Here is a 20,815-nt window from a genome sequence, read left to right on the forward strand (position 1 = left end):
TTATACCGCCTTGTTGGGATCGAAGGCATCGCGCACGGCTTCGCCAATAAAAATCAGCAGCGAAAGCAGCACGGCCACGGAAAGAAAGGCGGTGATGCCCAGCCACGGCGCCTGCAGGTTGTTCTTGCCCTGCAGCAGCAGTTCGCCGAGCGACGGCGACCCCAGCGGCAGGCCGAAGCCCAGAAAGTCCAGCGAGGTGAGGGTGGTGATGGAGCTGCACAGAATAAAGGGCAGGAAGGTGAGGGTTGCCACCACGGCGTTAGGCAGCATATGGCGGAAGATAATTCCCCGGTCGCTCACCCCAAGCGCCTGCGCGGCGCGAATATAGTCGAAATTACGGGTGCGCAGAAACTCTGCCCGCACCACGCCCACCAGCGCCATCCAGCCGAACAGAACGGTGATGCCCAGCAGCCACCAGAAGCCCGGCTGTACCACGCTGGAAAGCAGAATGATCAGAAACAGCGTTGGCATACCGGACCAGACTTCGATGATACGCTGCCCCCACAGGTCAATTTTTCCGCCGTAGTAGCCCTGAACGGCGCCGGCCACTACGCCCATTACGCTGGAGAAGACGGTCAGCATCAGTCCAAAGAGAATAGAAATCCGCGTACCGTAGAGGATGCGCGCCAGCACGTCGCCGCCGTTGGCGTCTGTTCCCAGCCAGTTTTGCGCAGAGGGCGGAGAAGGGAAGGGGGTTGTGGTCGCGAAGTTAATGCTGTTGGCGCCAAAGCGCACCGGAGCCCAGAGGGCCCAGCCGTGCTGTTCGATCTGCTGGCGCAGCCACGGATCCTGGTACTCCGCCGGGGTGGCAAACGGGCCGCCGAAGTCGCTTTCACTGTAGTTAGCCAGTACCGGCACGTACCAGCGGTCGTTAAAGTGCACCAGCAACGGTTTGTCGTTGGCGATCAGCTCCGAACACATGCTCAGGACAAACAGGACAGCAAAAATCCACAGCGACCAGTAGCCGCGGCGGTTATGGCGAAAACGGGCCCAGCGGGCCTGGTTAACGGGGCTTAAACGCGGCATCAGCGGCCCTCAAAATCAATTCGGGGATCGACCAGCGTATAGCTGATATCGCTGATGATATTCAGCAGCAGGCCAATCAGGGTGAAAATATAGAGCGTGCCAAACATTACCGGATAATCGCGCGATACGGTGGCTTCGTAGCCCAGCAGGCCGAGACCGTTGAGCGAGAACATCACCTCAATCAGCAGCGAGCCGGTAAAAAACATGCTGATGAACGTGGCTGGAAATCCGGCAATCACCAGCAGCATGGCGTTGCGGAAGACATGTTTCCACATGATCTGTTTTTCGCTGACCCCTTTGGCGCGGGCGGTGACGACATACTGCTTGCGGATCTCATCGAGAAAGGCGTTTTTCGTTAACATGGTCAGGGCGGCAAACCCGCCGATCACCGTCGCCAGCACCGGCAGCGTGATATGCCAGAGATAGTCGGTGATTTTCTGGTACCACGGCAGCGTGCTGAAATCGGCGGAGACCAGCCCCCGCAGCGGGAAGATGTCGAAATAGCTGCCTCCGGCAAAGAAGACAATCAGCAGAACGGCAAACAGAAACGCCGGAATAGCATAGCCGATGATGATGAAGGTGCTGCTCCAGATATCGAAGCGGCTGCCATTATGCACTGCTTTGCGGATCCCGAGCGGAATAGAGACCAGATAGATGATCAGCGTTCCCCACAGCCCCAGCGTGACCGAAACCGGCAGGCTTTGCTTGATCAGCGTCAGCACTGACGCACTGCGGAACAGGCTATCGCCAAAATCAAAGCGGATATAATCCCAGAGCATCTTGAAATAGCGCTCGTGTATCGGCTTATCAAAGCCGTAGCGATGGGTGATCTCGGCGATCACTTCCGGATCCAGCCCGCGCCCGCCGCGGTAGTGGCTTTCACTGATATTCCCCACGCCGGTTCGCGCATGGCTGGCGCCCATGCCTTCTCCGCCGCCGCCGGGCATGCCGCCGCTGTTGCCAAACTCAATGGCGGCAATGGCCTGGTCGACCGGCCCGCCCGGGGCAATTTGCACGATAAAAAAGTTAATGGTGATAATGGCCCACAGCGTAGGAATGACCAGCAGAAGTCGGCGTATTAAATAGGCACCCATGATAATTCCTTATCGCCGCTCGGCGGGCAGTCTGGCGGCTTTATTCACATCATACCACCAGGTGTCAAAGCCCAGAGAATAGACAGGGCGCACGGCAGGCACGGAGAACTTGTCCCAGCGCGCAAGGCGGTCTTCGCCCATATACCACATGGGCAGCATGTAGTAGTTCCAGGTTAACACCCTGTCGAGGGCGCGACCAAGCGGCAAGAGCTTATCTTTATCGCCTTGCGCCGCCACAATTTTCGCAATCAGGGCATCAATCGCCGGGCTTTTTACGCCTGGCGCATTGTACGAGGAGTCGATGTAGCTGGAGGCCCAGGAGATTTGCAGATCCGAGCTGGGCCACGGCTGTGCGGGCCACAGGCGTTGCATCATGTCGTAATCGCGGCTGCGCATGCGGTTGGTGATCTGCGCGTTATCGACCTGGCGAATGTTCATGGTGATCCCCAGCCGTGCAAGGTTGTGCTTAAACGGCAGCACCCACTGATCGTTGCCACCGGAGGAGAGCAGCAGTTCAAAGCTTAAAGGCTTGCCGGTTTTCGCATTGACGCGTTTCTGGTTCTTCAGCTGCCAGCCTGCCTCATCCAGCAGCTTGCTGGCCTTCAGCAGGTTGTCGCGGTCGTAGCCGTCACCCTTTGAAGCGGGCGGCTGAAATACCGTGGTAAACACCTCCGGCGGCACTTCCGCTTTCAGCGGCGCCAGCAGGAGCAGTTCGTCGGCTTTAGGGTAGTCGCGCGCGGCATATTCGGTGTTCTGGAAATAGCTGTTCGCGCGGCTGTACGCCCCGTAAAACAGGGCTTTGTTCATCCATTCAAAATCGAAGGCCAGGGAAATGGCTTCCCGAACGCGGCGGTCGGTAAATACCGGGCGCTGAATATTAAACGCCAGCCAGCGCGTGTCCTGGGCGGATTCGTTTTTGTGCTCGTCTTTGACGATGTAGCCTTTCGTGAAGTTTTTGCCGATATAGCGGGTCGCCCAGTTTTTGGCGCTGTTCTCCACGCGTAAATCGAAGGCGCCGGCCTTGAACGCTTCAAACGCCACGTTATCGTCGAGATAGTAGTCATAGCGAAGGGTGTCGAAATTCCAGCGCCCGCGGTTTACCGGCAGGTTAGCCGCCCAGTAATCTTTCACGCGGGAATAGACCACGTACTGCCCCATGCGCCAGTCGGTAATGCGGTAAGGGCCACCGGCCAGCGGCGGCGTGGAGAGCGGGTCGCTTAACTTATGGTTTTTCCAGAACGATTCAGGCATCACCGGCAGCGAGAACAGGCTAAGCATATTCTCTTTGTTCGGTTCGCTCAGCTCAATGCGTACGGTGAGGGGCGCAATGGCGCGCACCGTTGCCCCTTTATACACAATGCGGAACTGAGGCACGCCTTCGGTCATAAATTTATGAAACGTAAAAGCGACGTCGCTGGCCTTGACCGGCGTGCCGTCGTGAAAGCGGGCCCGGGGGTTTAGGGTAATTTCGGCCCAGGCGAAGTTATCGGCATAGCGCACGTTATCGGCAATCAGCGGGTAATAGCTGCCGGGTTCATCATCCGACGTGACAAAAAGCGTGTCATAAAGCGATTCCGTTCGCGCCGCGGCTACGCCGCGCAGGGCGAAGCGGTTAAAGTTGTCGAACGTTCCCGTAGCCGAGAGCGTGACCTTTCCACCCTTAGGGGCGGCAGGATTGACGTAATCGAAGTGCGTAAAATTGACCGCGTATTTTGGCTCGCCAATCACGGCGAACGCGATGTTCTCTTTGATGGTTTGCGCCTGGCTGGACAGGCTCACGACTGCCAACCAAAGCAACATAAAGCGCATAAACATCTCGCGGCGGCTCCCTCTTTTACAGACCGGCTCAGTTAAGCTGAATAATAAGTGACGCCACGGGCAATGTGAAATTATTCCCCGTCAGGCGACACCGTATTTTGCCACGTGCGGAACTGCTCCAGCGGCATCGGGCGGCTAATCCAGTAACCCTGCAGGTAATTAACCCCATGCTCGCGCAGCCAGGCCGCCTGTTCCGGTGTTTCCACCCCTTCCGCAACGGTCGACATATTCAGTCGTCTTGCCAGCGTCAGTACGGCATCCAGCACTGGTGAGGTGACGGTTTCTGTGCCAATGGCGTTGACAAAACCACGGTCGATTTTCAGGTAGTCCATGGTGAAATGTTCAAGATAAATCAGCGCGCTGTGGCCGGTGCCGAAATCGTCGATGGCAATTTCAAACCCTTCGTTATGCAGCCATTCGAAGAGGCTGTTAGCTTCCCGATGGTTAAGCATATCGCGCTCGGTAATTTCCAGTACGATCTGGAAGTAATCAGGCGGCAGCAGGGCTTTGAAGGTGCGCATATCGTCTTTGAAACTTTCCGCATGCAGATGCCCCGGCGCAATGTTGATGCCCACCTTTGCGCCCGGAGGTAACAGCGTTTGTAATACAGGAGCGTCGTGAATGATAAGATCAAAGAGATGCAGCGTCAGCGGAACAATCAGCTTCTGCGCTTCGGCAAAATTGATAAAGGCGTCCGGCGGGATCTCACCCATGGTCGGGTGCTTCCAGCGCATCAGCACTTCAAGCCCGGTCATCCTGAGCGATTTGGCATCGACGACGGGCTGATAGACCACATAAAACTGACCACGCTTGATGGCGCTTAAAATTTCTTTACCCGGGTTGAGACGCAGGGTGAGGATATAGAAGTTAAGCGACCCAGCCGCAATGCCGCATAAAAGCCCGAAGAACAGGGCAAAAAGGATCTCCGCGCTTGTCCACCCCCTGGCGTACAGTTTGATGGTCAGAGGGACTTCTTTGAGCGTCGCGGTTCGCGCTGGCGTTTGATGTAAATCACTCGCCCTGACAATGTTGCTCGACGAGGTGGATAATGCCTTGTCGCCGATGATAATCGCGATGCCGGCAAACTCGTCCTGGCGTGCGGTATAAAGCAGGTACGGCGTCAGGTTGAGATTCACAGAGGTGAACACGCCGCCGTCTTTTACTAAAGGATTACGATACCAGATGGCAATGGCAGGTCTATGGGGCAACATGGGCGTGCCGGGCAGAAGTGCGATATCAAGCGGCTTGTTGATGTGCAGTTCGGGTATCAGCTCCTCCATCGGGGTATTCATTGGCCCTGTGGCTGACGAGCAGAAGGCCAGTTTGTTTCTGACCAGCAGGAAGGCGCGCACGTTGATGCTGAAGGCTGCACGCGAGGTCAACTCCGCGTTAACGTCCTGGCAATTATTTAGCGTGAGCGGCTGGAGCACATCGATAGAGGTTTTCAGCTCCTCGAAATAGTTCTCCATGTAGATGCGCACGTCCTTAATCAGCGTATCGAACCGGACTTCCCGCTTGTGGTAGCTCCAGAAAAACTGCAATGAACCCAGGAGCAGGGCGGCGATCAGGCCGGTAATGATACTGAGGAACAGTATCTTTCGATGACTGGAGAAGTAGCGGGTGAGCATAAACGTCGTGGTTCCTGAATTGCCGCTGATTGTATTCATTGTAACGGGCAAAAAAAAACACCGCCGAAGCAGTGCTTTTATTTATTGTATCGCCAGCCAAGGGATAACCAACGATACAATTATCATATTAACTGCGGGTCAGTACGCGGCGCGCTTCGTTGTAGCGCTTCTTCCAGTACGGTTCATTCATGCTGGAAATGGTCACACCGCTGCTGGTGGAGGCATGTACAAACTGGTCATTACCAATGTAGATGCCCACATGTCGACCGGTAGAACCTGCACGGAACAGCACTAAATCGCCGGTGCGCAGTTTGGTACGTGAAATCGACTTGCCCATCTCCTGCTGTTCGTAGGTCGAACGCGGAAGATCTAACCCAAATTGCTCGCGGAAGGTACGCTGTACAAAGCCGGAACAATCAATGCCTTTTTTAGTGCTGCCGCCAAGACGGTAACGTACGCCTTTCCAGTCAGCATACTGGTCCATAATGCGGGACTTCACGTCCAGATTACGTACCATATTTTCAAATTCATCCTGAGAGGCTTGCAGTGAAGAGGAATCTTCCATTCCCACAACACGCGTCTCAGGATGCATATTCTTTGCGGTGTTCGATGTACTACATGCAGATAACAGTACCGCGACTGCTATCGCCGGGATCCCCCGTAAGATATATCTCAGAAACGGTTGAGATTTGACCATTTTGTTTATTTTCCCTTGAAGTCCTTAACGACAAATATCGTTATAAAAATGCCAAACGTGACGAGACTAATTATCTGTTCACATTGAGACAATTGTTTCTGGTGACATTTGTGGTGCAGCGCACAAAATTATTCACCATCGAAATAATTATCTCCATGGGGCAAAACGAGTTCGAGATTAACCGATTGCCAGGGCTATTGCGAGTAAAAAGAGCCTTTTTTTTATAAGAAATTGTGATACAGAAAGTAAAAATTTGTCATTGCACAAAATAGCGGCAGATCCGCCGCGTAATCGTGCAATTGCTTCATTTTTATCACGAATGTGATGACAAGAATATGACAGCGCAGAAAGATCGCGGGAAGGGCGTTATCAGGGATCGTGATGATCCCCGATAGTTTACGTTAAAAAACGGTAATTATTTGTTCAATTTTTGTTGCTTTCTACGCGGAAGATAGCGATCGAAAAGGGTAATTAGGCGATCGCTCAAAGGCGTCATCAGAACCCACGGCAGACCAATCAGCACCGCGGAAAGGGAACCCACGACAATATCCGTCAGCCAGTGCGCGCCAATCATCACGCGCGGGAAGGCAAATATCACCACAATAAGCAGGGCGATTGCGAACGCCTTCTTACCGAAATAGCGCAGCATGAACCCAGAAAAAATAAGCAGCATCATGCCGTGATCGCCCGGGAAACTGTCCTTCGAGGCATCTTTTGTTGGAATATGCAGCAGTTCACTCACGCGATAAATATTCGGGAAAGAGAGCGAAGGACTTGCACGTTTTACCGGCATCAGATGTTGCGCCAGCTGATTAATGATCACCGCAGCCAGAAGCATCACCAGTCCGATAATCAGGATGCGGCGACGCCCCGTGTCATCCTCTTTGAGCCAGAAAGAGAGCATCAGGCAGCCCATGGCCAGCAGGGAAAAGCCGTCGAAGGCGCGGTTATTGGTAATTGCCACCAGCCACAGAAAGGCGTCACTCTTCACCAGCCCCTGGTTGAAGAAATGAAACAGGGATGAATCCAGCGGGAACCAGAAACCGTGATTCACCGGGATATACCAGGAGAAAAAGAGCGCCAGACCGGCGACATTAAGCAGTAGTATCTGGGGAATTCGAGTCGTCATAACGTTCTGCATTGAGTGAAAACTGGGGCAACGTTAGCCGCCCGAACTTAAACGAAGCTTCAACAGGCTGGACTGCAGGGCATTCCAGTCGGCGTTAACCGCACTAATTAACTCTATTCGGCTGTCAGGTGGCGCGACGTTTTGCGTTTCGATAAAGAAATCGTCGCCCTGGCGGTTGATCCGCACCAGCCCGTCTGGCGTGCGCATGATCCCTTTCACGCGGTCGACCGGCGCAAGCCTGGCCCACTCAAGGATGCCAATGGTGTCGAAAACGGTGTCGGCATCGAAAATCCATCCGCAGGCCTGATACCCCTGACCGCTGTTAAGGTTACGACGCCAGCGCTGGTGTTCCGGCAGGCTAAGCGCGGCCAGACCCTGCTTCGCAGAATGGTGATGCACATGCTCTGCGCTGACCGGGAGTTGCGCCAGGTTCAGGCGGGGAAGATCCAGCAGGGCGCTACCAATATTCCCCTGAGTGGCCTGCACCCGCGTCCGATTGCCGCCGAAATGCTGCCACCACGCGTCCAGCGCGGCCCGGCTTTCCGCCGTGGCGCGATCTTCTTTATTGGCGACAATAACGTCTGCTGCGGCGAGCTGATCGCGAAAGTTCTCATTGGCCACCGCTTTTTCATCCAGAAGCTGACGCGGATCGAGCAGGCACAGCGTGGCGCGAAGATCGATCCACGGCTCGTAAACCGGGGCGGTCAGTAAATCGAGGATCTGCTTCGGGTGGCCCAGACCGGTAGGTTCAATCAGCAGGCGGTCCGGTTTGCCCTGACGCAGCAGCGTATTGAGGCCTACCTGCACCGGTAAGCCGTTTACGCAGCACATGCATCCGCCGGGGATCTCTTTAATCATTGCGCCGCTGGATGATAGCAACGCGCCATCAATGCCCACTTCGCCGAATTCATTGACCAGCACGGCCCATTTCTCGGCGGGATCTTTATTCGCCAGCAGATGAAGAATAGAGGTGGTTTTACCGCTGCCGAGAAAACCGGTGATGAGGTTGGTTTTGGTCACGTGCGCTCCGCAAGAGAATTGTGATGCTATAACACTATGCTCTTATCCTGGCGAAAAACGGGCGCAATGAGAAGGGGGAGGGCGAACGGAGGCAATGTCCGTTCGCATTAAGCGCAATAATCGCTAAAGATTTAACGTTTCAATAACAGCCTGGCGTGCGCCACGGCGGGTGATGCGCTGGTAGGCCTGGCTAACAGCCTCAGCGAAAACGCTATTTTGCGCGAGATCGTGACCGAAGACCTCGCTCAGCCCCAGCAGCGCATTGACGCGGTCGGCGTCGCTGCTGGCCTCGACAATCGTGCGGATTTTATCGCTGAGGGGATCGCGAACGTCAATCGCGTTGCCGCGTTCGTCGAACCCGCTGACGTAGCGTATCCAGCCAGCGACGCCCAGCGCCAGCAGCGGCCATTCTGTTTTACGCTCAAGGTGGACGCGGATGCCATCCAGCATTCGCTGCGGCAGCTTCTGGCTACCGTCCATCGCGATTTGCCAGGTACGGTGCTGCAGCGCCGGGTTAGCAAAGCGATCAATCAGGCTGTCGGCATAGGCAGTCAGGTCGACATCCTTTATACGCAGCGTAGGCGCCTGTTCATCCAGCATTAGCCGCCGAGCGGCTTCGCGGAAGGTGGCGTCCTCCATGCATTCATTAATATGCGCGTACCCGGCGAGATACCCCAGATACGCCAGGAAAGAGTGGCTGCCGTTAAGCATGCGTAATTTCATCTGCTCCCAGGGCAGAACGTCCTGCACCATCTGAACGCCCGCCACTTCCCACTCCGGACGCCCGGCGACAAAATTATCTTCCACTACCCACTGAATAAACGGCTCGCAGCTTATGGCGCACGGATCGTCAACGCCGAGCGCGTCGGCGATCTCCGCAAGCGAGGCCTCCGTCGCGGCGGGAACAATTCTGTCGACCATCGTTCCCGGAAAACTCACGTGGCCCTCGATCCACTCCGCCAATGCCGGGGAGCGCTTATGCGCCATGCCAAGCACCGCATTTTTCACCACGTGGCCGTTGTCCGGAATGTTGTCGCAGGAAAGCACGGTAAACGCAGGCAAGCCGCGCTCGCGGCGGCGATTAAGGGCTTCGACCAGGATCCCCGGCGCGGAATGCGGCTCAGCGGGATTTTCCAGATCGTGGACGATCCGGGCGTTTTGTAAATCCAGCTTACCGGTCGCGGGATCGATGCAGTAGCCTTTTTCCGTAATGGTGAGCGACACAATCGCCACCTGCGGCTCGCAAAACTTCTCTATTATCGCGGGCAGAGAGTCCAGCTTTGCATTCAGGCATTCATGTACGGCCCCGACAATAATCGGCTGATTTCCTTCAGCACCTTTCTCCAGCACGGTAAACAGGTGATCCTGCGCGCGCAGCTGGCTCATCAGCACGTCGCCGCTGAACAGGCTAATCTCACAAATTCCCCAGTCGCCGCCTTTTTCATTCAGCACCCGGTTTGTTAACAATGCCTGATGCGCGCGGTGAAACGCACCGAAGCCGAAATGGACGATGCGGGAGCGCAGTTGATGACGATCGTAGCGCGGTTGTTGAACCTGGGCTGGAAGGGCGGTTGAGGCAATTGTCTTCATGAAATACACACCTGATTAACCATTAATTAACAATGCCAGTCTAAAGTTATATGACAGCAAATAAAATTGGTAAGCCGTAAATATCCCCGTTCTGTGAGTTTGATCAATCAATGTGTGGCGGTGTGTTGACCCTTCACAGTAAACATGTATGGTAGTCGTCATTGCAGTAACCCATATTGGTATAACAACTTGAGAGGATGAGGCAATGGAACAAACCTGGCGTTGGTACGGGCCGAACGATCCGGTTTCTCTTGATGATGTGCGTCAGGCTGGCGCAACGGGTGTCGTCACGGCGCTGCATCACATTCCTAACGGCCAGGTATGGCCAGTTGAGGAGATTCAACAGCGTCAGGCGCTGCTGGCGGAGAAGGGGTTAACCTGGTCTGTGGTAGAAAGCATTCCGGTTCACGAAGATATCAAAACCCATTCCGGGGAATACCGGACCTGGATTGCAAACTATCAGCAGAGCATTCGCAACCTGGCGGCCTGCGGCATTGATACGGTCTGCTATAACTTCATGCCGATTCTGGACTGGACGCGTACCGACCTGGAATATCAGATGCCGGACGGCTCGAAAGCGCTGCGTTTTGACCAGATTGCCTTTGCGGCGTTTGAGCTGCACATTCTGAAACGCCCGGGCGCCGAAGCGGATTACACCGCTGAAGAGCAGCAGCAGGCCCTTGAATGGTTCAATGCCGCCAGTGAAGCGGACGTCGAGAAGCTGACCCGCAATATCATTGCTGGCCTGCCGGGTGCGGAAGAGGGGTACACGCTGGATCAGTTCCGCGCGCGTCTGGCGGAATACGGCAATATTGATAAGCAGCAGCTGCGTGAAAACATGGCGTATTTCCTGCGCGCTATCGTTCCGGTTGCGGAAGAAGCCGGCGTGCGTCTGGCGGTACACCCGGACGATCCGCCGCGTCCTATCCTCGGCCTGCCGCGTATCGTGTCTACGATTGAAGATATGCAATGGCTGAAAGAGACGGTCGACAGCATCTATAACGGCTTTACCATGTGTACCGGCTCCTACGGCGTGCGCGCTGATAATGACCTCGTGCGGATGATAGAAACCTTTGGCGATCGCATTCACTTTACGCATCTGCGTGCGACCTGCCGTGAAGAGAACCCAAAAACCTTCCATGAGGCGGCGCACCTTGGCGGTGATGTGAATATGGTGGCGGTGGTGGACGCTATTCTGGCTGAAGAGGCGCGTCGCAAGCAGGCGGGCGATGTGCGTCCTATTCCGTTCCGTCCGGATCACGGACACCAGATGCTGGACGATCTGCGTAAGAAAACCAACCCGGGCTATTCGGCGATTGGCCGCCTGAAGGGGATGGCGGAAGTGCGAGGGGTCGAGCTGGCGCTGAAGATGACGAAGTATCCGGAGCTTCTGTAACCGGAATTGTCGGGTGGCGAAGCCGCCACCCGACAAATGCCATAATCAGTCAGCACGACCCATATAGCGTTTTTCTTCAATATGGATGCGGATCTTCTCGCCAGCGGAGAGATATTCCGGCACCTGCACAACCAGCCCGGTAGTCAGGGTCGCTGGTTTGTTGCGCGCACTTGCTGACGCGCCTTTGATGCCCGGCGCGGTTTCAACGATTTCCAGATCCACGGTCTGCGGCAGTTCAAGCGCCAGCAGCACGCCGTCCCAGGTCAGCACCTGCATGTCTGGCATACCGCCTTCAGGAATGAACAGCAGCTCTTCTTCGATCTGATCTTTGGTGAAGATGTACGGGGTGTAATCTTCTTTATCCATGAACACGTATTCGTTGCCGTCGATGTATGAGAAATCAACGTAGCGGCGGGTCAGAGTCACGGTATCAACGATATCGTCACCTTTAAAACGTTCTTCCACCTTCAGGCCGGTACGCACATCGGCGAAACGCATTTTGTACAGCGTCGCTGCACCACGGGCGCTTGGTGCCTGAATGTCGATGTCTTTCACAATCAGCAATTTGCCGTTGTAATTCAGTACCATACCTTTCTTAATTTCGTTCGCTCTTGGCATTGCAGTAATCCTGTCTACGGGAGGTAAAAAATATCGCGCCAAATTACTCGCGCGCGGCCTTTCAGGCAAGTGGAAATCGTGGCTTTTGCTATCAATACGCAAAAGGTGTTACTGTGCGCCCGATGCCCGACTGTACGGGTGTTCGCCACCGAGAGAGCATGTATGGATTGTCGTCCAGATTGCGGCGCGTGCTGTACCGCTCCGTCCATTTCAAGCCCCATTCCAGGCATGCCTGAAGGCAAGCCCGCCAATACCCGCTGCGTTCAGCTCTCTGAATCCAACCTGTGTATGATATTTGAGTCTCCCCTGCGCCCGAAGGTCTGTTCCGGGCTTCAGCCATCAGCTGAAATGTGCGGCAGCACGCGCGCGCAGGCAATGACATGGCTGCTGGAGCTGGAAGCGCTCACTGCGCCTTAAACGTCTTTGATCCTCGCCAGACAGCCAATCGTCAGCGTACACATCACCAGCGCAATCCAGAACACCGTGTGGTAGTTCCAGATCTCGGCAACGATACCGGCCATCGAGCCCGCAATAATCCAGCCCACGCGGGTGGTATTAGTATAAAGGGTGGTGGCGGCACCTGCCTGCCCCGGCATCAGATCCTGGAAGTAGAGCATGCCAATCCCCGCCAGGATGCCGATATACACGGCGTTCAGCAGCTGTAAAGCAAGAAGCAGGGCTGGCGTATGGACCGTCAGCATGCCAACGTAGAATAGCAGCCCGGCGACGGCCGCGATGCGCATTAAAAAACGCTTTCCAAAACGCTTCGCATAATAGCCTGCAATCAGCATGGTCGGGATCTCAAGACCCGCGGCGGTGCCCATCATAATGCCGGCCAGCTTCTCCGGCAGGTGTAGCTCATCAATAATAAACAGCGGCATGTTAATGATATACAGGCTGTTGGTGCCCCACATCAGCGTGCAGATAACAAACAGGAGCAGGGCATCGCGGCGGTTACGACGCGGCGCTTCCAGCACGCCCGTTGCCACTTTGGGCTCTTTGCGCATTGACGGCAGAAAAAACCATACCATTGCGCCGCACGCCACAAACGCGACCGCCGCGCTCAGGTACATCACCGTAAAGCCAAACCCCATCGCCAGCGCGTAGGCCAGCGGTGGGCCAATTACCCATGCCAGCGACACCTGAGCGCGCAATATCGAGCTGAACATCACCGCTTCCCGCCCGGTATGGTCGGCATGTTCGCGGGCAAGGGCAAACAGCTGCGGGTTGGCGGTTGAGCCAAAGCTGCTCAGAAAAACGCCGATGAACAGCAGAATGAAATAGTTACGGTTCCAGGCAAACAGGACGCAGGCCAGCACCCCCAGCAAACAGCAGAAAACGATCAGGCTTTTACGATCGCCTTTGCGGTCGGAACGACCGGCGAGAAACTGGCTGACGAGAATGCCGATGATGGCGCTTCCGGTAAAAAAGAAGCCAACCATCGCCGGACGGGCGTGAACTTCGTTGGTCAGGAACAGGCTCAGCGTCGGGGTTTGCAACGCACCGGCGATGCCCGTAAAGAAGGCAACAATCAGGAACGCCGTTGACGTCAAATCAAAGGGCTTCGGCGCGGTGGCCGCAGGGGTGTTATGCATGTTTTATAATTAGCGAGTAACAGAGAGGGGCGGAGTTTACGCCGTCAGTTAAAAAATAAACAGTGGGTGAAGTCAATTACCCCACGAAAAATCAAAATGGCATTTCAACTTACTCCCCACCTGGCTGAACTTAGCTGAAACTGGTTTGCTGAAGTTCAGCAAAATTTAGCTGAACGCAGAAGAAATGTGCAGTATCTCTAAATTCTGATATCGGAAATACGACATTTCTTGCAAGCCATTGCAGAAAGCGCAAGACTTTTTGAAACGTTTCAGCGCTATCTTGTTTTAACAAACAGAGCAGGCTAGCGCATTTTTTCTCATGTAAGCTGAAACGATTCACTTTCAGCAGGAGAGGAGAACCATGTTCCAGTTATCTGTTCAGGATATTCACCCGGGCGCTCAGGCCGGGGATAAAGAAGAGGCTATTCGTCAGGTTGCCGCTGCCCTTGTGCAGGCGGGTAACGTCGCGGACGGCTACGTAAACGGTATGCTGGCGCGCGAGCAGCAGACCTCCACCTTCCTCGGCAATGGCATTGCCATTCCGCACGGCACAACCGACACCCGCGACCAGGTGCTGAAAACCGGCGTTAAGGTCTATCAGTTCCCGCAGGGCGTGCTCTGGGGCGACGGCCAGGTGGCTTATGTTGCTATCGGTATCGCGGCGAGCAGCGACGAACACTTAGGCCTGCTGCGTCAGCTGACGCATGTCCTGAGCGATGACTCCGTGGCTGAACAGCTGAAGTCTGCAACAACCGCTGAAGAGCTGCGGGCGTTGCTGATGGGCGAAAAACAGAGTGAAGCGCTGAAACTGGATAACGACACGCTGACGCTGGATGTTGTGGCCTCCGATCTGGTCACGCTGCAGGCGCTGAACGCGGGTCGCCTGAAAGAAGCGGGTGCCGCTGATGCCACCTTTGTGACGCGCGTGATTAACGATAAACCGCTGAATCTCGGCCAGGGCATCTGGCTGAACGACAGCGCTGAAGGCAACCTGCGCAGCGCAATTGCAGTGAGCCGCGCCGCCACCGCGTTCGACGTTGAGGGCGAGACAGCAGCCATGCTGGTGACTGTGGCGATGAACGATGAGCAGCCGGTTTCGGTGCTGAAGCGTCTGGGCGATCTGCTGCTGAACAATAAAGCTGAAAAACTGCTGAACGCTGATGCGGCGACCGTGCTGGCGCTGCTGACCAGCGACGACGCGCTAACGGACGACGTGCTGAACGCCGAGTTCGTGGTGCGTAACGAACACGGCCTGCATGCCCGTCCGGGCACCATGCTGGTCAACACCATTAAACAATTTGAAAGCGAGATTACCGTGACCAACCTGGATGGTTCGGGCAAACCGGCCAACGGCCGTAGCCTGATGAAAGTCGTCGCGCTGGGCGTGAAGAAAGGCCATCGCCTGCGCTTCACCGCGCAGGGCGCAGATGCTGAACAGGCGCTGAAAGCAATTGGCGACGCCATCGCGGCAGGTCTGGGGGAGGGCGCATAATGAGCAGACGTGTTGCGACTATTACGCTGAACCCGGCTTATGATCTGGTGGGGTTTTGCCCGGAAATTGAGCGCGGCGAAGTTAACCTCGTGCGTACCACTGGCCTGCATGCTGCGGGCAAAGGGATTAACGTCGCGAAGGTGCTCAAGGATCTCGGAATCGACGTCACCGTGGGCGGATTCCTCGGTAAAGATAACCAGGATGGCTTCCAGCAGCTGTTCAGCGAGCTGGGCATTGCCAACCGTTTCCAGGTTGTGCAGGGCCGTACCCGCATCAACGTTAAGCTGACGGAAAAAGACGGCGAAGTGACCGATCTTAACTTCTCCGGTTTCGAAGTGACGCCAGCTGACTGGGAGCGCTTTGTGACCGACTCCCTGACCTGGCTGGGCCAGTTCGACATGGTTTGCGTCAGCGGCAGCCTGCCGTCCGGCGTCAGCCCGGAAGCGTTTACCGACTGGATGACGCGCCTGCGCAGCCAGTGCCCGTGCATTATCTTCGACAGCAGCCGCGATGCGCTGGTGGCGGGGCTGAAAGCGTCTCCATGGCTGGTGAAGCCAAACCGCCGCGAGCTGGAGATCTGGGCAGGCCGCAAGCTGCCGGAATCAAAAGATGTGATTGAGGCCGCCCATGCGCTGCGCGAGCAGGGTATTGCTCACGTGGTGATCTCGCTGGGTGCAGAAGGGGCGTTGTGGGTTAACGCTTCAGGTGAATGGATTGCCAAACCGCCGTCAATGGAAGTAGTGAGCACCGTTGGCGCAGGGGATTCTATGGTTGGCGGCCTGATTTACGGCCTGCTGATGCGTGAATCCAGTGAACATACGTTACGTCTTGCCACCGCCGTTGCAGCCCTGGCCGTGAGCCAAAGCAATGTCGGTATTACCGATCGTACCCAGTTAGCCGCGATGATGGCGCGCGTTGACTTAAAACCTTTTAACTAACAGCAGGAGAGGAATAATGAAAACGCTGCTGATCATTGACTCCGGTCTCGGACAGGCTCGCGCCTACATGGCGAAGACCCTGCTGGGCGCGGCGGCACAAAAAGCACACCTGGACATCATTGATAACCCAGGCGATGCCGAACTGGCGATTGTCCTGGGCGATAAAATTCCCGCTGACAGCGCGCTGAACGGCAAAAAAGTGTGGCTGGGCGATATTAATCGCGCGGTGGCACACCCGGAACTGTTCCTGAGCGAAGCGAAAGGTCACGCGACCGTCTACAGCGCGCCTGTCGCGGCGGCTCCTGCTGCGGCCTCGGGTCCGAAACGCGTTGTCGCGGTCACGGCCTGCCCGACGGGCGTGGCGCACACCTTTATGGCGGCTGAAGCCATTGAAACCGAAGCGAAAAAACGCGGCTGGTGGGTGAAGGTTGAAACCCGTGGCTCCGTGGGGGCGGGCAATGCCATTACGCCGGAAGAGGTCGCTGAGGCCGATCTGGTGATTGTGGCGGCAGATATCGAAGTGGATCTGGCGAAATTTGCCGGCAAACCGATGTACCGCACCTCTACCGGCCTGGCGCTGAAAAAGACCGCGCAGGAGTTTGATAAGGCCCTGGCAGAAGCCAAACCGTATCAGGCCACCGGCGCAGCAAAAACGCCGACCGAAGGCAAAAAAGAGTCTGCGGGCGCATACCGTCACCTGCTGACCGGCGTGTCCTACATGCTGCCGATGGTGGTTGCGGGCGGCCTGTGTATCGCACTGTCGTTCGCGTTTGGTATTACGGCATTTAAAGAAGAAGGGACGCTTGCGGCTGCGCTGATGCAGATCGGCGGCGGTTCAGCGTTCGCGCTGATGGTGCCGGTGCTGGCGGGCTTTATCGCCTTCTCCATTGCTGACCGTCCGGGTCTGACCCCGGGTCTTATCGGCGGTATGCTGGCGGTGAGCACCGGCTCCGGCTTTATTGGCGGTATCATCGCCGGTTTCCTCGCGGGTTACGTCGCGAAGCTGATTAGCTCGAAGCTGAAGCTGCCGCAGAGTATGGAGGCGCTGAAGCCAATCCTGATCATTCCGCTCATCTCCAGCCTGGTGGTCGGTCTGGCGATGATCTACCTGATTGGTAAGCCGGTTGCGGGTATCCTGGCGGGCCTGACCCACTGGCTGCAAACCATGGGCACGGCGAACGCGGTGCTGCTGGGCGCAATCCTCGGCGGCATGATGTGTACCGACATGGGTGGCCCGGTGAACAAAGCGGCATACGCCTTTGGCGTTGGCCTGCTGAGTACCCAGACTTACGCGCCGATGGCGGCGATCATGGCGGCCGGTATGGTGCCACCGCTGGCGCTTGGCCTGGCGACGATTATTGCCCGTCGTAAGTTCGACAAAGCGCAGCAGGAAGGCGGTAAAGCGGCGCTGGTGCTGGGCCTGTGCTTCATCACCGAAGGTGCGATTCCGTTCGCGGCGCGTGACCCAATGCGTGTTCTGCCGTGCTGTATCGTCGGCGGCGCGGTAACGGGCGCCATCTCCATGGCGATTGGCGCGAAGCTGATGGCGCCGCACGGCGGTCTGTTCGTCCTGCTGATCCCTGGCGCCATCACCCCGGTACTGGGTTATCTGCTGGCGATTGTTGCCGGTACGCTGGTGGCAGGCCTGTCTTACGCGGTGCTGAAACGTCCGGAAGCGGAAGTTGTGGCAAAAGCAGCGTAAGCAGTAAGCAATAAAAAAGCCGGGTGCTAATGCAACCCGGCTTTTTTTATGCCGCCTGTTCTGCGGTTTGCTGTGCCTTCAGCCAGGCAATCTCTTCCGCCCAGATATCCGGATTGATGGTTTCCAGCACCATCGGAATACCGTCGAAGCGGGCGTCCTGCATAATAAAGCGGAAGGCATCGTGACCGATATTGCCTTCTCCCAGGCTGTGGTGGCGGTCAACGCGGCTGCCGAACGCGCTTTTCGCATCGTTCAGGTGCATACCGCGAAGATATTTAAAGCCAACAACGCGCTCGAACTCCTCGAAAGTATTTTTCGTGGCCTCGGTTGTGCGCAGGTCATACCCGGCGGCAAACGCGTGGCAGGTATCAATGCACACGCCCACGCGAGACTTATCTTCCACGCCGTCAATGATTGCCGCCAGATGTTCAAACCTAAAGCCGAGGTTGCTGCCCTGACCAGCCGTGTTTTCAATCACTGCGGTGACGCCTTTGGTTTTATCCAGCGTCATGTTGATGGATTCGGCAATGCGCGCCAGACAAGCATCTTCATCAATCTGCATCAGATGACTACCCGGATGGAAGTTCAGCAGCGTCAGTCCGAGCTGTTCGCAGCGCTGCACTTCATCAAGGAACGCCTCGCGGGACTTATCCAGCGCTTCCTGCACCGGATGCCCGAGGTTAATCAGATAGCTGTCGTGGGGAAGGATCTGGCCCGGCCCGTAATGGTATTTTTCACAGGCGGCTTTGAAATCGTCAATGACCTCAGCGGTGAGCGGCGCGGCGCGCCACTGGCGCTGGTTTTTGGTGAACAGGGCGAAAGCGGTCGCCTCAATTTCGGCGGCGCGAATGGCGGCATTCGCCAGGCCACCTGCAGCGCTGACGTGCGCTCCAACGTATTTCATAAAAAAACTCCTGTTAACCCGAAACGCTTATGATAGCGGGTTAACAGGAGAAGGACGAGATGGTTTATGCCATCAGGCTGTGCACGGCGAGGTTAATCGCACCGCCGCCGACAATCAGCCAGATGAAGAGCACCAGCGCCATCAGCAGCGGCTTTGCACCGGCTTTTTTCAGCGCGCTGACGTGCGTGGTCACCCCCAGCGCCGCCATCGCCATCGCCAGCAGCACCGTATCCAGCGTCACCAGCATCTCCACTACCGCTTTTGGCAGCAGGTGGAAGGAGTTAAAGATAGCGACCACGATGAACAGGATCGCAAACCACGGAATGGTGATTTTGCTCTTCTCGCTGCCGCCAGCCGGTGCCAGCTGTTTAACACGGGCCGCGAGGAAAATCAGGAACGGGGCCAGCATCATCACGCGCAGCATTTTGGCAATGACCGCCGCGTTTTCCGCTTCCGGGTTAATGGCGTGACCTGCCGCCACCACCTGCGCCACTTCGTGCATGGTTGAGCCAATATAGATGCCGTAGGTTTCCGGGCTAAACCAGTGCGCCACCAGCGGGTACATGGCCGGATACAGGAAGATCGCCAGCGTACCGAAGATAACCACCGTCGCGACCGCCACCGTCACTTTACTGGCTTCGGCTTTAACGACCGGCTCCGTCGCCAGCACTGCCGCCGCGCCGCAGATGCTGCTGCCTGCGCCGATTAACCAGCTGGTTTGCTTATCCAGGCCAAACACTTTCTGACCGATAAAGCACGCCAGTAAAAAGGTGCTGGTCAGCGTCAGGACGTCAATGGCAATCCCGCTGACGCCCACGTCCGCAATCTGCGAAAAGGTGAGACGGAAGCCGTAAAGGATAATCCCGAGACGTAATAAATGCTGCTTGGCGAAAATCACGCCGCCGTCGCAGGATTTCCAGATATGGGGGTAAACGGTGTTCCCGACCACCATGCCGAGCAAAATGGCCAGCGTTAACGCGCTGAACCCTGCACCGGCCACTGCCGGAATACTGCCGCCCCATAAGGCCACGCCGGTGACGACGGCGCTGAGCGCAAGGCCGGGCACGAAGTGCCACACTGTACGATGATGTTGTAAGGTGATTTCTGACATAACCTTCTCCTTTGTCTGGCTAAAGGTTACGGCGCGCTGGCTTAAAAATAAAATTGATTATATATTTATAATCAATCTTTATAAGTGGTAAGCAACCATGCACATTACATTGCGTCAGCTGGAAGTGTTTGCCGAGGTGCTGAAAAGCGGCTCGACGACCCAGGCGTCACAAATGCTGGCGCTCTCGCAGTCTGCCGTCAGCGCGGCGTTGACCGATCTCGAAGGCCAGCTGGGCGTCCAGCTGTTTGACAGGGTAGGGAAGCGACTGGTGGTCAACGAACATGGCCGCCTGCTTTACCCGCGCGCGCTGGCGCTGCTGGAGCAGGCTATTGAAATCGAGCAGCTGTTCCGCGAGGACAACGGCGCGATCCGCGTTTTTGCCAGCAGCACCATCGGCAACTACATCCTGCCGGAAGTGATTGCCCGCTACCGCCGGGATTTCCCGACCCTGCCGCTGGAGATGAGCGTGGGTAACAGCCAGGACGTGATCCACGCGGTGATTGATTTCCGCGTGGATATCGGACTTATCGAAGGTCCTTGCCACAACGTCGATATCATTGCCGAGCCCTGGCTGGAGGATGAGCTGGTGGTGTTTGCGTCTCCGGCCTCGTCGTTATTGCAGGGCGAGGTGACGCTGGAGCGGCTGGCGCAGGCGCAGTGGATCCTCCGCGAGCAGGGTTCCGGCACGCGTGAGATTGTCGACTACCTGCTGCTGTCGCATCTGCCGCATTTCCAGCTGGGAATGGAGCTGGGAAACTCAGAGGCGATTAAGCACGCGGTGCGTCATGGCCTGGGCATCAGCTGTCTTTCCCGGCGGGTGATTGCCGAACAGCTGGAGACCGGATCGCTGGTGGAAATCCCTGTTCCGCTGCCAAAACTGGTGCGCACGCTGTGGTGCATCCACCATCGTCAGAAACACCTGTCCAGTTCGCTGCAGCGTTTTCTGCGCTACTGCGAGATGTAAAAGCGCCCCTCACCCCAAAGGGGAGAGGGAAAAATAATGCGTTACTTATAATCCTGGACGCGTCATGAAGCTCTCTTATAACAGGGTATTTCT

Annotated in this window: 18 protein-coding genes; 6 read left to right on the forward strand and 12 right to left on the reverse strand. The window is 56.3% G+C overall.

The window, feature by feature from the left end; all coding sequences use genetic code 11:
• The 8 genes from IM314_RS16245 to IM314_RS16280 form a co-directional block, all read right to left on the reverse strand.
• A complete protein-coding gene (locus IM314_RS16245; RefSeq protein ID WP_041908986.1) occupies positions 1 to 1,026 on the reverse strand; it encodes an ABC transporter permease in 1,026 nt (341 codons plus the stop codon).
• Entirely contained in the window at positions 1,026 to 2,120 is a 1,095-nt protein-coding gene (locus IM314_RS16250; protein ID WP_028013880.1) for a microcin C ABC transporter permease YejB, read from the reverse strand. Before IM314_RS16250 ends, IM314_RS16245 begins: the two co-directional genes overlap by 1 nt.
• Before the next feature lie 9 nt (positions 2,121 to 2,129).
• Complete coding sequence (locus IM314_RS16255) at positions 2,130 to 3,935, reverse strand: extracellular solute-binding protein (protein WP_028013879.1); 1,806 nt, start codon at positions 3,933 to 3,935, stop codon at positions 2,130 to 2,132.
• Positions 3,936 to 4,009: 74 nt separating this feature from the next.
• A complete protein-coding gene (locus tag IM314_RS16260; RefSeq protein WP_193358816.1) occupies positions 4,010 to 5,566 on the reverse strand; it encodes a cyclic di-GMP phosphodiesterase in 1,557 nt (518 codons plus the stop codon).
• A gap of 127 nt (positions 5,567 to 5,693) precedes the next feature.
• The gene (gene mepS / locus IM314_RS16265) at positions 5,694 to 6,263 is read right to left on the reverse strand and encodes a bifunctional murein DD-endopeptidase/murein LD-carboxypeptidase (protein WP_028013877.1); all 570 of its coding nucleotides are present in this window, start codon (positions 6,261 to 6,263) and stop codon (positions 5,694 to 5,696) included.
• A gap of 415 nt (positions 6,264 to 6,678) precedes the next feature.
• On the reverse strand, positions 6,679 to 7,392 hold the full coding sequence (locus IM314_RS16270) for a phosphatase PAP2 family protein (RefSeq protein ID WP_028013876.1): 714 nt from the start codon (positions 7,390 to 7,392) through the stop codon (positions 6,679 to 6,681).
• Between the two features lie 33 nt (positions 7,393 to 7,425).
• Positions 7,426 to 8,412: a GTP-binding protein gene (locus IM314_RS16275; protein WP_193358815.1), complete on the reverse strand. Its 987-nt coding sequence runs from the start codon at positions 8,410 to 8,412 to the stop codon at positions 7,426 to 7,428.
• 123 nt (positions 8,413 to 8,535) lie between these two features.
• Positions 8,536 to 10,002, reverse strand: coding sequence for a mannitol dehydrogenase family protein (locus IM314_RS16280; protein WP_049137299.1), 1,467 nt, complete (start codon positions 10,000 to 10,002; stop codon positions 8,536 to 8,538).
• A gap of 205 nt (positions 10,003 to 10,207) precedes the next feature.
• Here IM314_RS16280 and uxuA point away from each other — a divergent pair, with 205 nt between their 5' ends.
• A complete protein-coding gene (uxuA, locus tag IM314_RS16285) occupies positions 10,208 to 11,398 on the forward strand; it encodes a mannonate dehydratase (protein WP_041908997.1) in 1,191 nt (396 codons plus the stop codon).
• 45 nt (positions 11,399 to 11,443) lie between these two features.
• Here uxuA and yeiP read toward each other — a convergent pair whose 3' ends face one another.
• Entirely contained in the window at positions 11,444 to 12,016 is a 573-nt protein-coding gene (gene yeiP, locus IM314_RS16290) for an elongation factor P-like protein YeiP (RefSeq protein WP_008500940.1), read from the reverse strand.
• A gap of 162 nt (positions 12,017 to 12,178) precedes the next feature.
• Here yeiP and IM314_RS16295 point away from each other — a divergent pair, with 162 nt between their 5' ends.
• Positions 12,179 to 12,433 carry a YkgJ family cysteine cluster protein gene (locus IM314_RS16295; protein ID WP_028013872.1) on the forward strand — a complete coding sequence of 85 codons (255 nt, stop codon included), beginning with the start codon at positions 12,179 to 12,181 and terminating at the stop codon, positions 12,431 to 12,433.
• Here the strand turns inward: IM314_RS16295 and setB are convergent.
• Positions 12,430 to 13,611 (reverse strand): sugar efflux transporter SetB, encoded by a 1,182-nt coding sequence (setB, locus tag IM314_RS16300; RefSeq protein ID WP_045259727.1) that lies wholly within the window; start codon positions 13,609 to 13,611, stop codon positions 12,430 to 12,432. The two genes, IM314_RS16295 and setB, sit on opposite strands and share 4 nt — an antisense overlap.
• 361 nt (positions 13,612 to 13,972) lie before the next feature.
• On the opposite strand from setB, the gene fruB reads away from it, so the two are divergent.
• The 3 genes from fruB to fruA are packed head-to-tail and all read left to right on the forward strand — an operon-like array spanning position 13,973 to position 17,743.
• Positions 13,973 to 15,103, forward strand: coding sequence for a fused PTS fructose transporter subunit IIA/HPr protein (fruB, locus tag IM314_RS16305; RefSeq protein WP_028013870.1), 1,131 nt, complete (start codon positions 13,973 to 13,975; stop codon positions 15,101 to 15,103).
• A complete protein-coding gene (gene fruK / locus IM314_RS16310; RefSeq protein WP_193358814.1) occupies positions 15,103 to 16,041 on the forward strand; it encodes a 1-phosphofructokinase in 939 nt (312 codons plus the stop codon). Before fruB ends, fruK begins: the two co-directional genes overlap by 1 nt.
• Before the next feature lie 16 nt (positions 16,042 to 16,057).
• Positions 16,058 to 17,743, forward strand: coding sequence for a PTS fructose transporter subunit IIBC (fruA, locus tag IM314_RS16315; RefSeq protein WP_028013869.1), 1,686 nt, complete (start codon positions 16,058 to 16,060; stop codon positions 17,741 to 17,743).
• Positions 17,744 to 17,789: 46 nt separating this feature from the next.
• Here the strand turns inward: fruA and nfo are convergent, their stop codons facing one another.
• Both nfo and IM314_RS16325 read right to left on the reverse strand, forming a co-directional pair.
• Positions 17,790 to 18,647, reverse strand: coding sequence for a deoxyribonuclease IV (gene nfo, locus IM314_RS16320; RefSeq protein WP_041909003.1), 858 nt, complete (start codon positions 18,645 to 18,647; stop codon positions 17,790 to 17,792).
• 64 nt (positions 18,648 to 18,711) lie between these two features.
• On the reverse strand, positions 18,712 to 19,758 hold the full coding sequence (locus tag IM314_RS16325; RefSeq protein ID WP_028013867.1) for a YeiH family protein: 1,047 nt from the start codon (positions 19,756 to 19,758) through the stop codon (positions 18,712 to 18,714).
• A gap of 97 nt (positions 19,759 to 19,855) precedes the next feature.
• Here IM314_RS16325 and yieE point away from each other — a divergent pair, with 97 nt between their 5' ends.
• Positions 19,856 to 20,722, forward strand: coding sequence for a DNA-binding transcriptional regulator YeiE (yieE, locus tag IM314_RS16330; protein ID WP_193358813.1), 867 nt, complete (start codon positions 19,856 to 19,858; stop codon positions 20,720 to 20,722).
• Positions 20,723 to 20,815: the final 93 nt, after the last annotated feature.

The organism is Enterobacter cloacae complex sp. P42RS (assembly GCF_014930595.1).
In the GTDB taxonomy this organism is placed as follows: domain Bacteria; phylum Pseudomonadota; class Gammaproteobacteria; order Enterobacterales; family Enterobacteriaceae; genus Enterobacter; species Enterobacter bugandensis.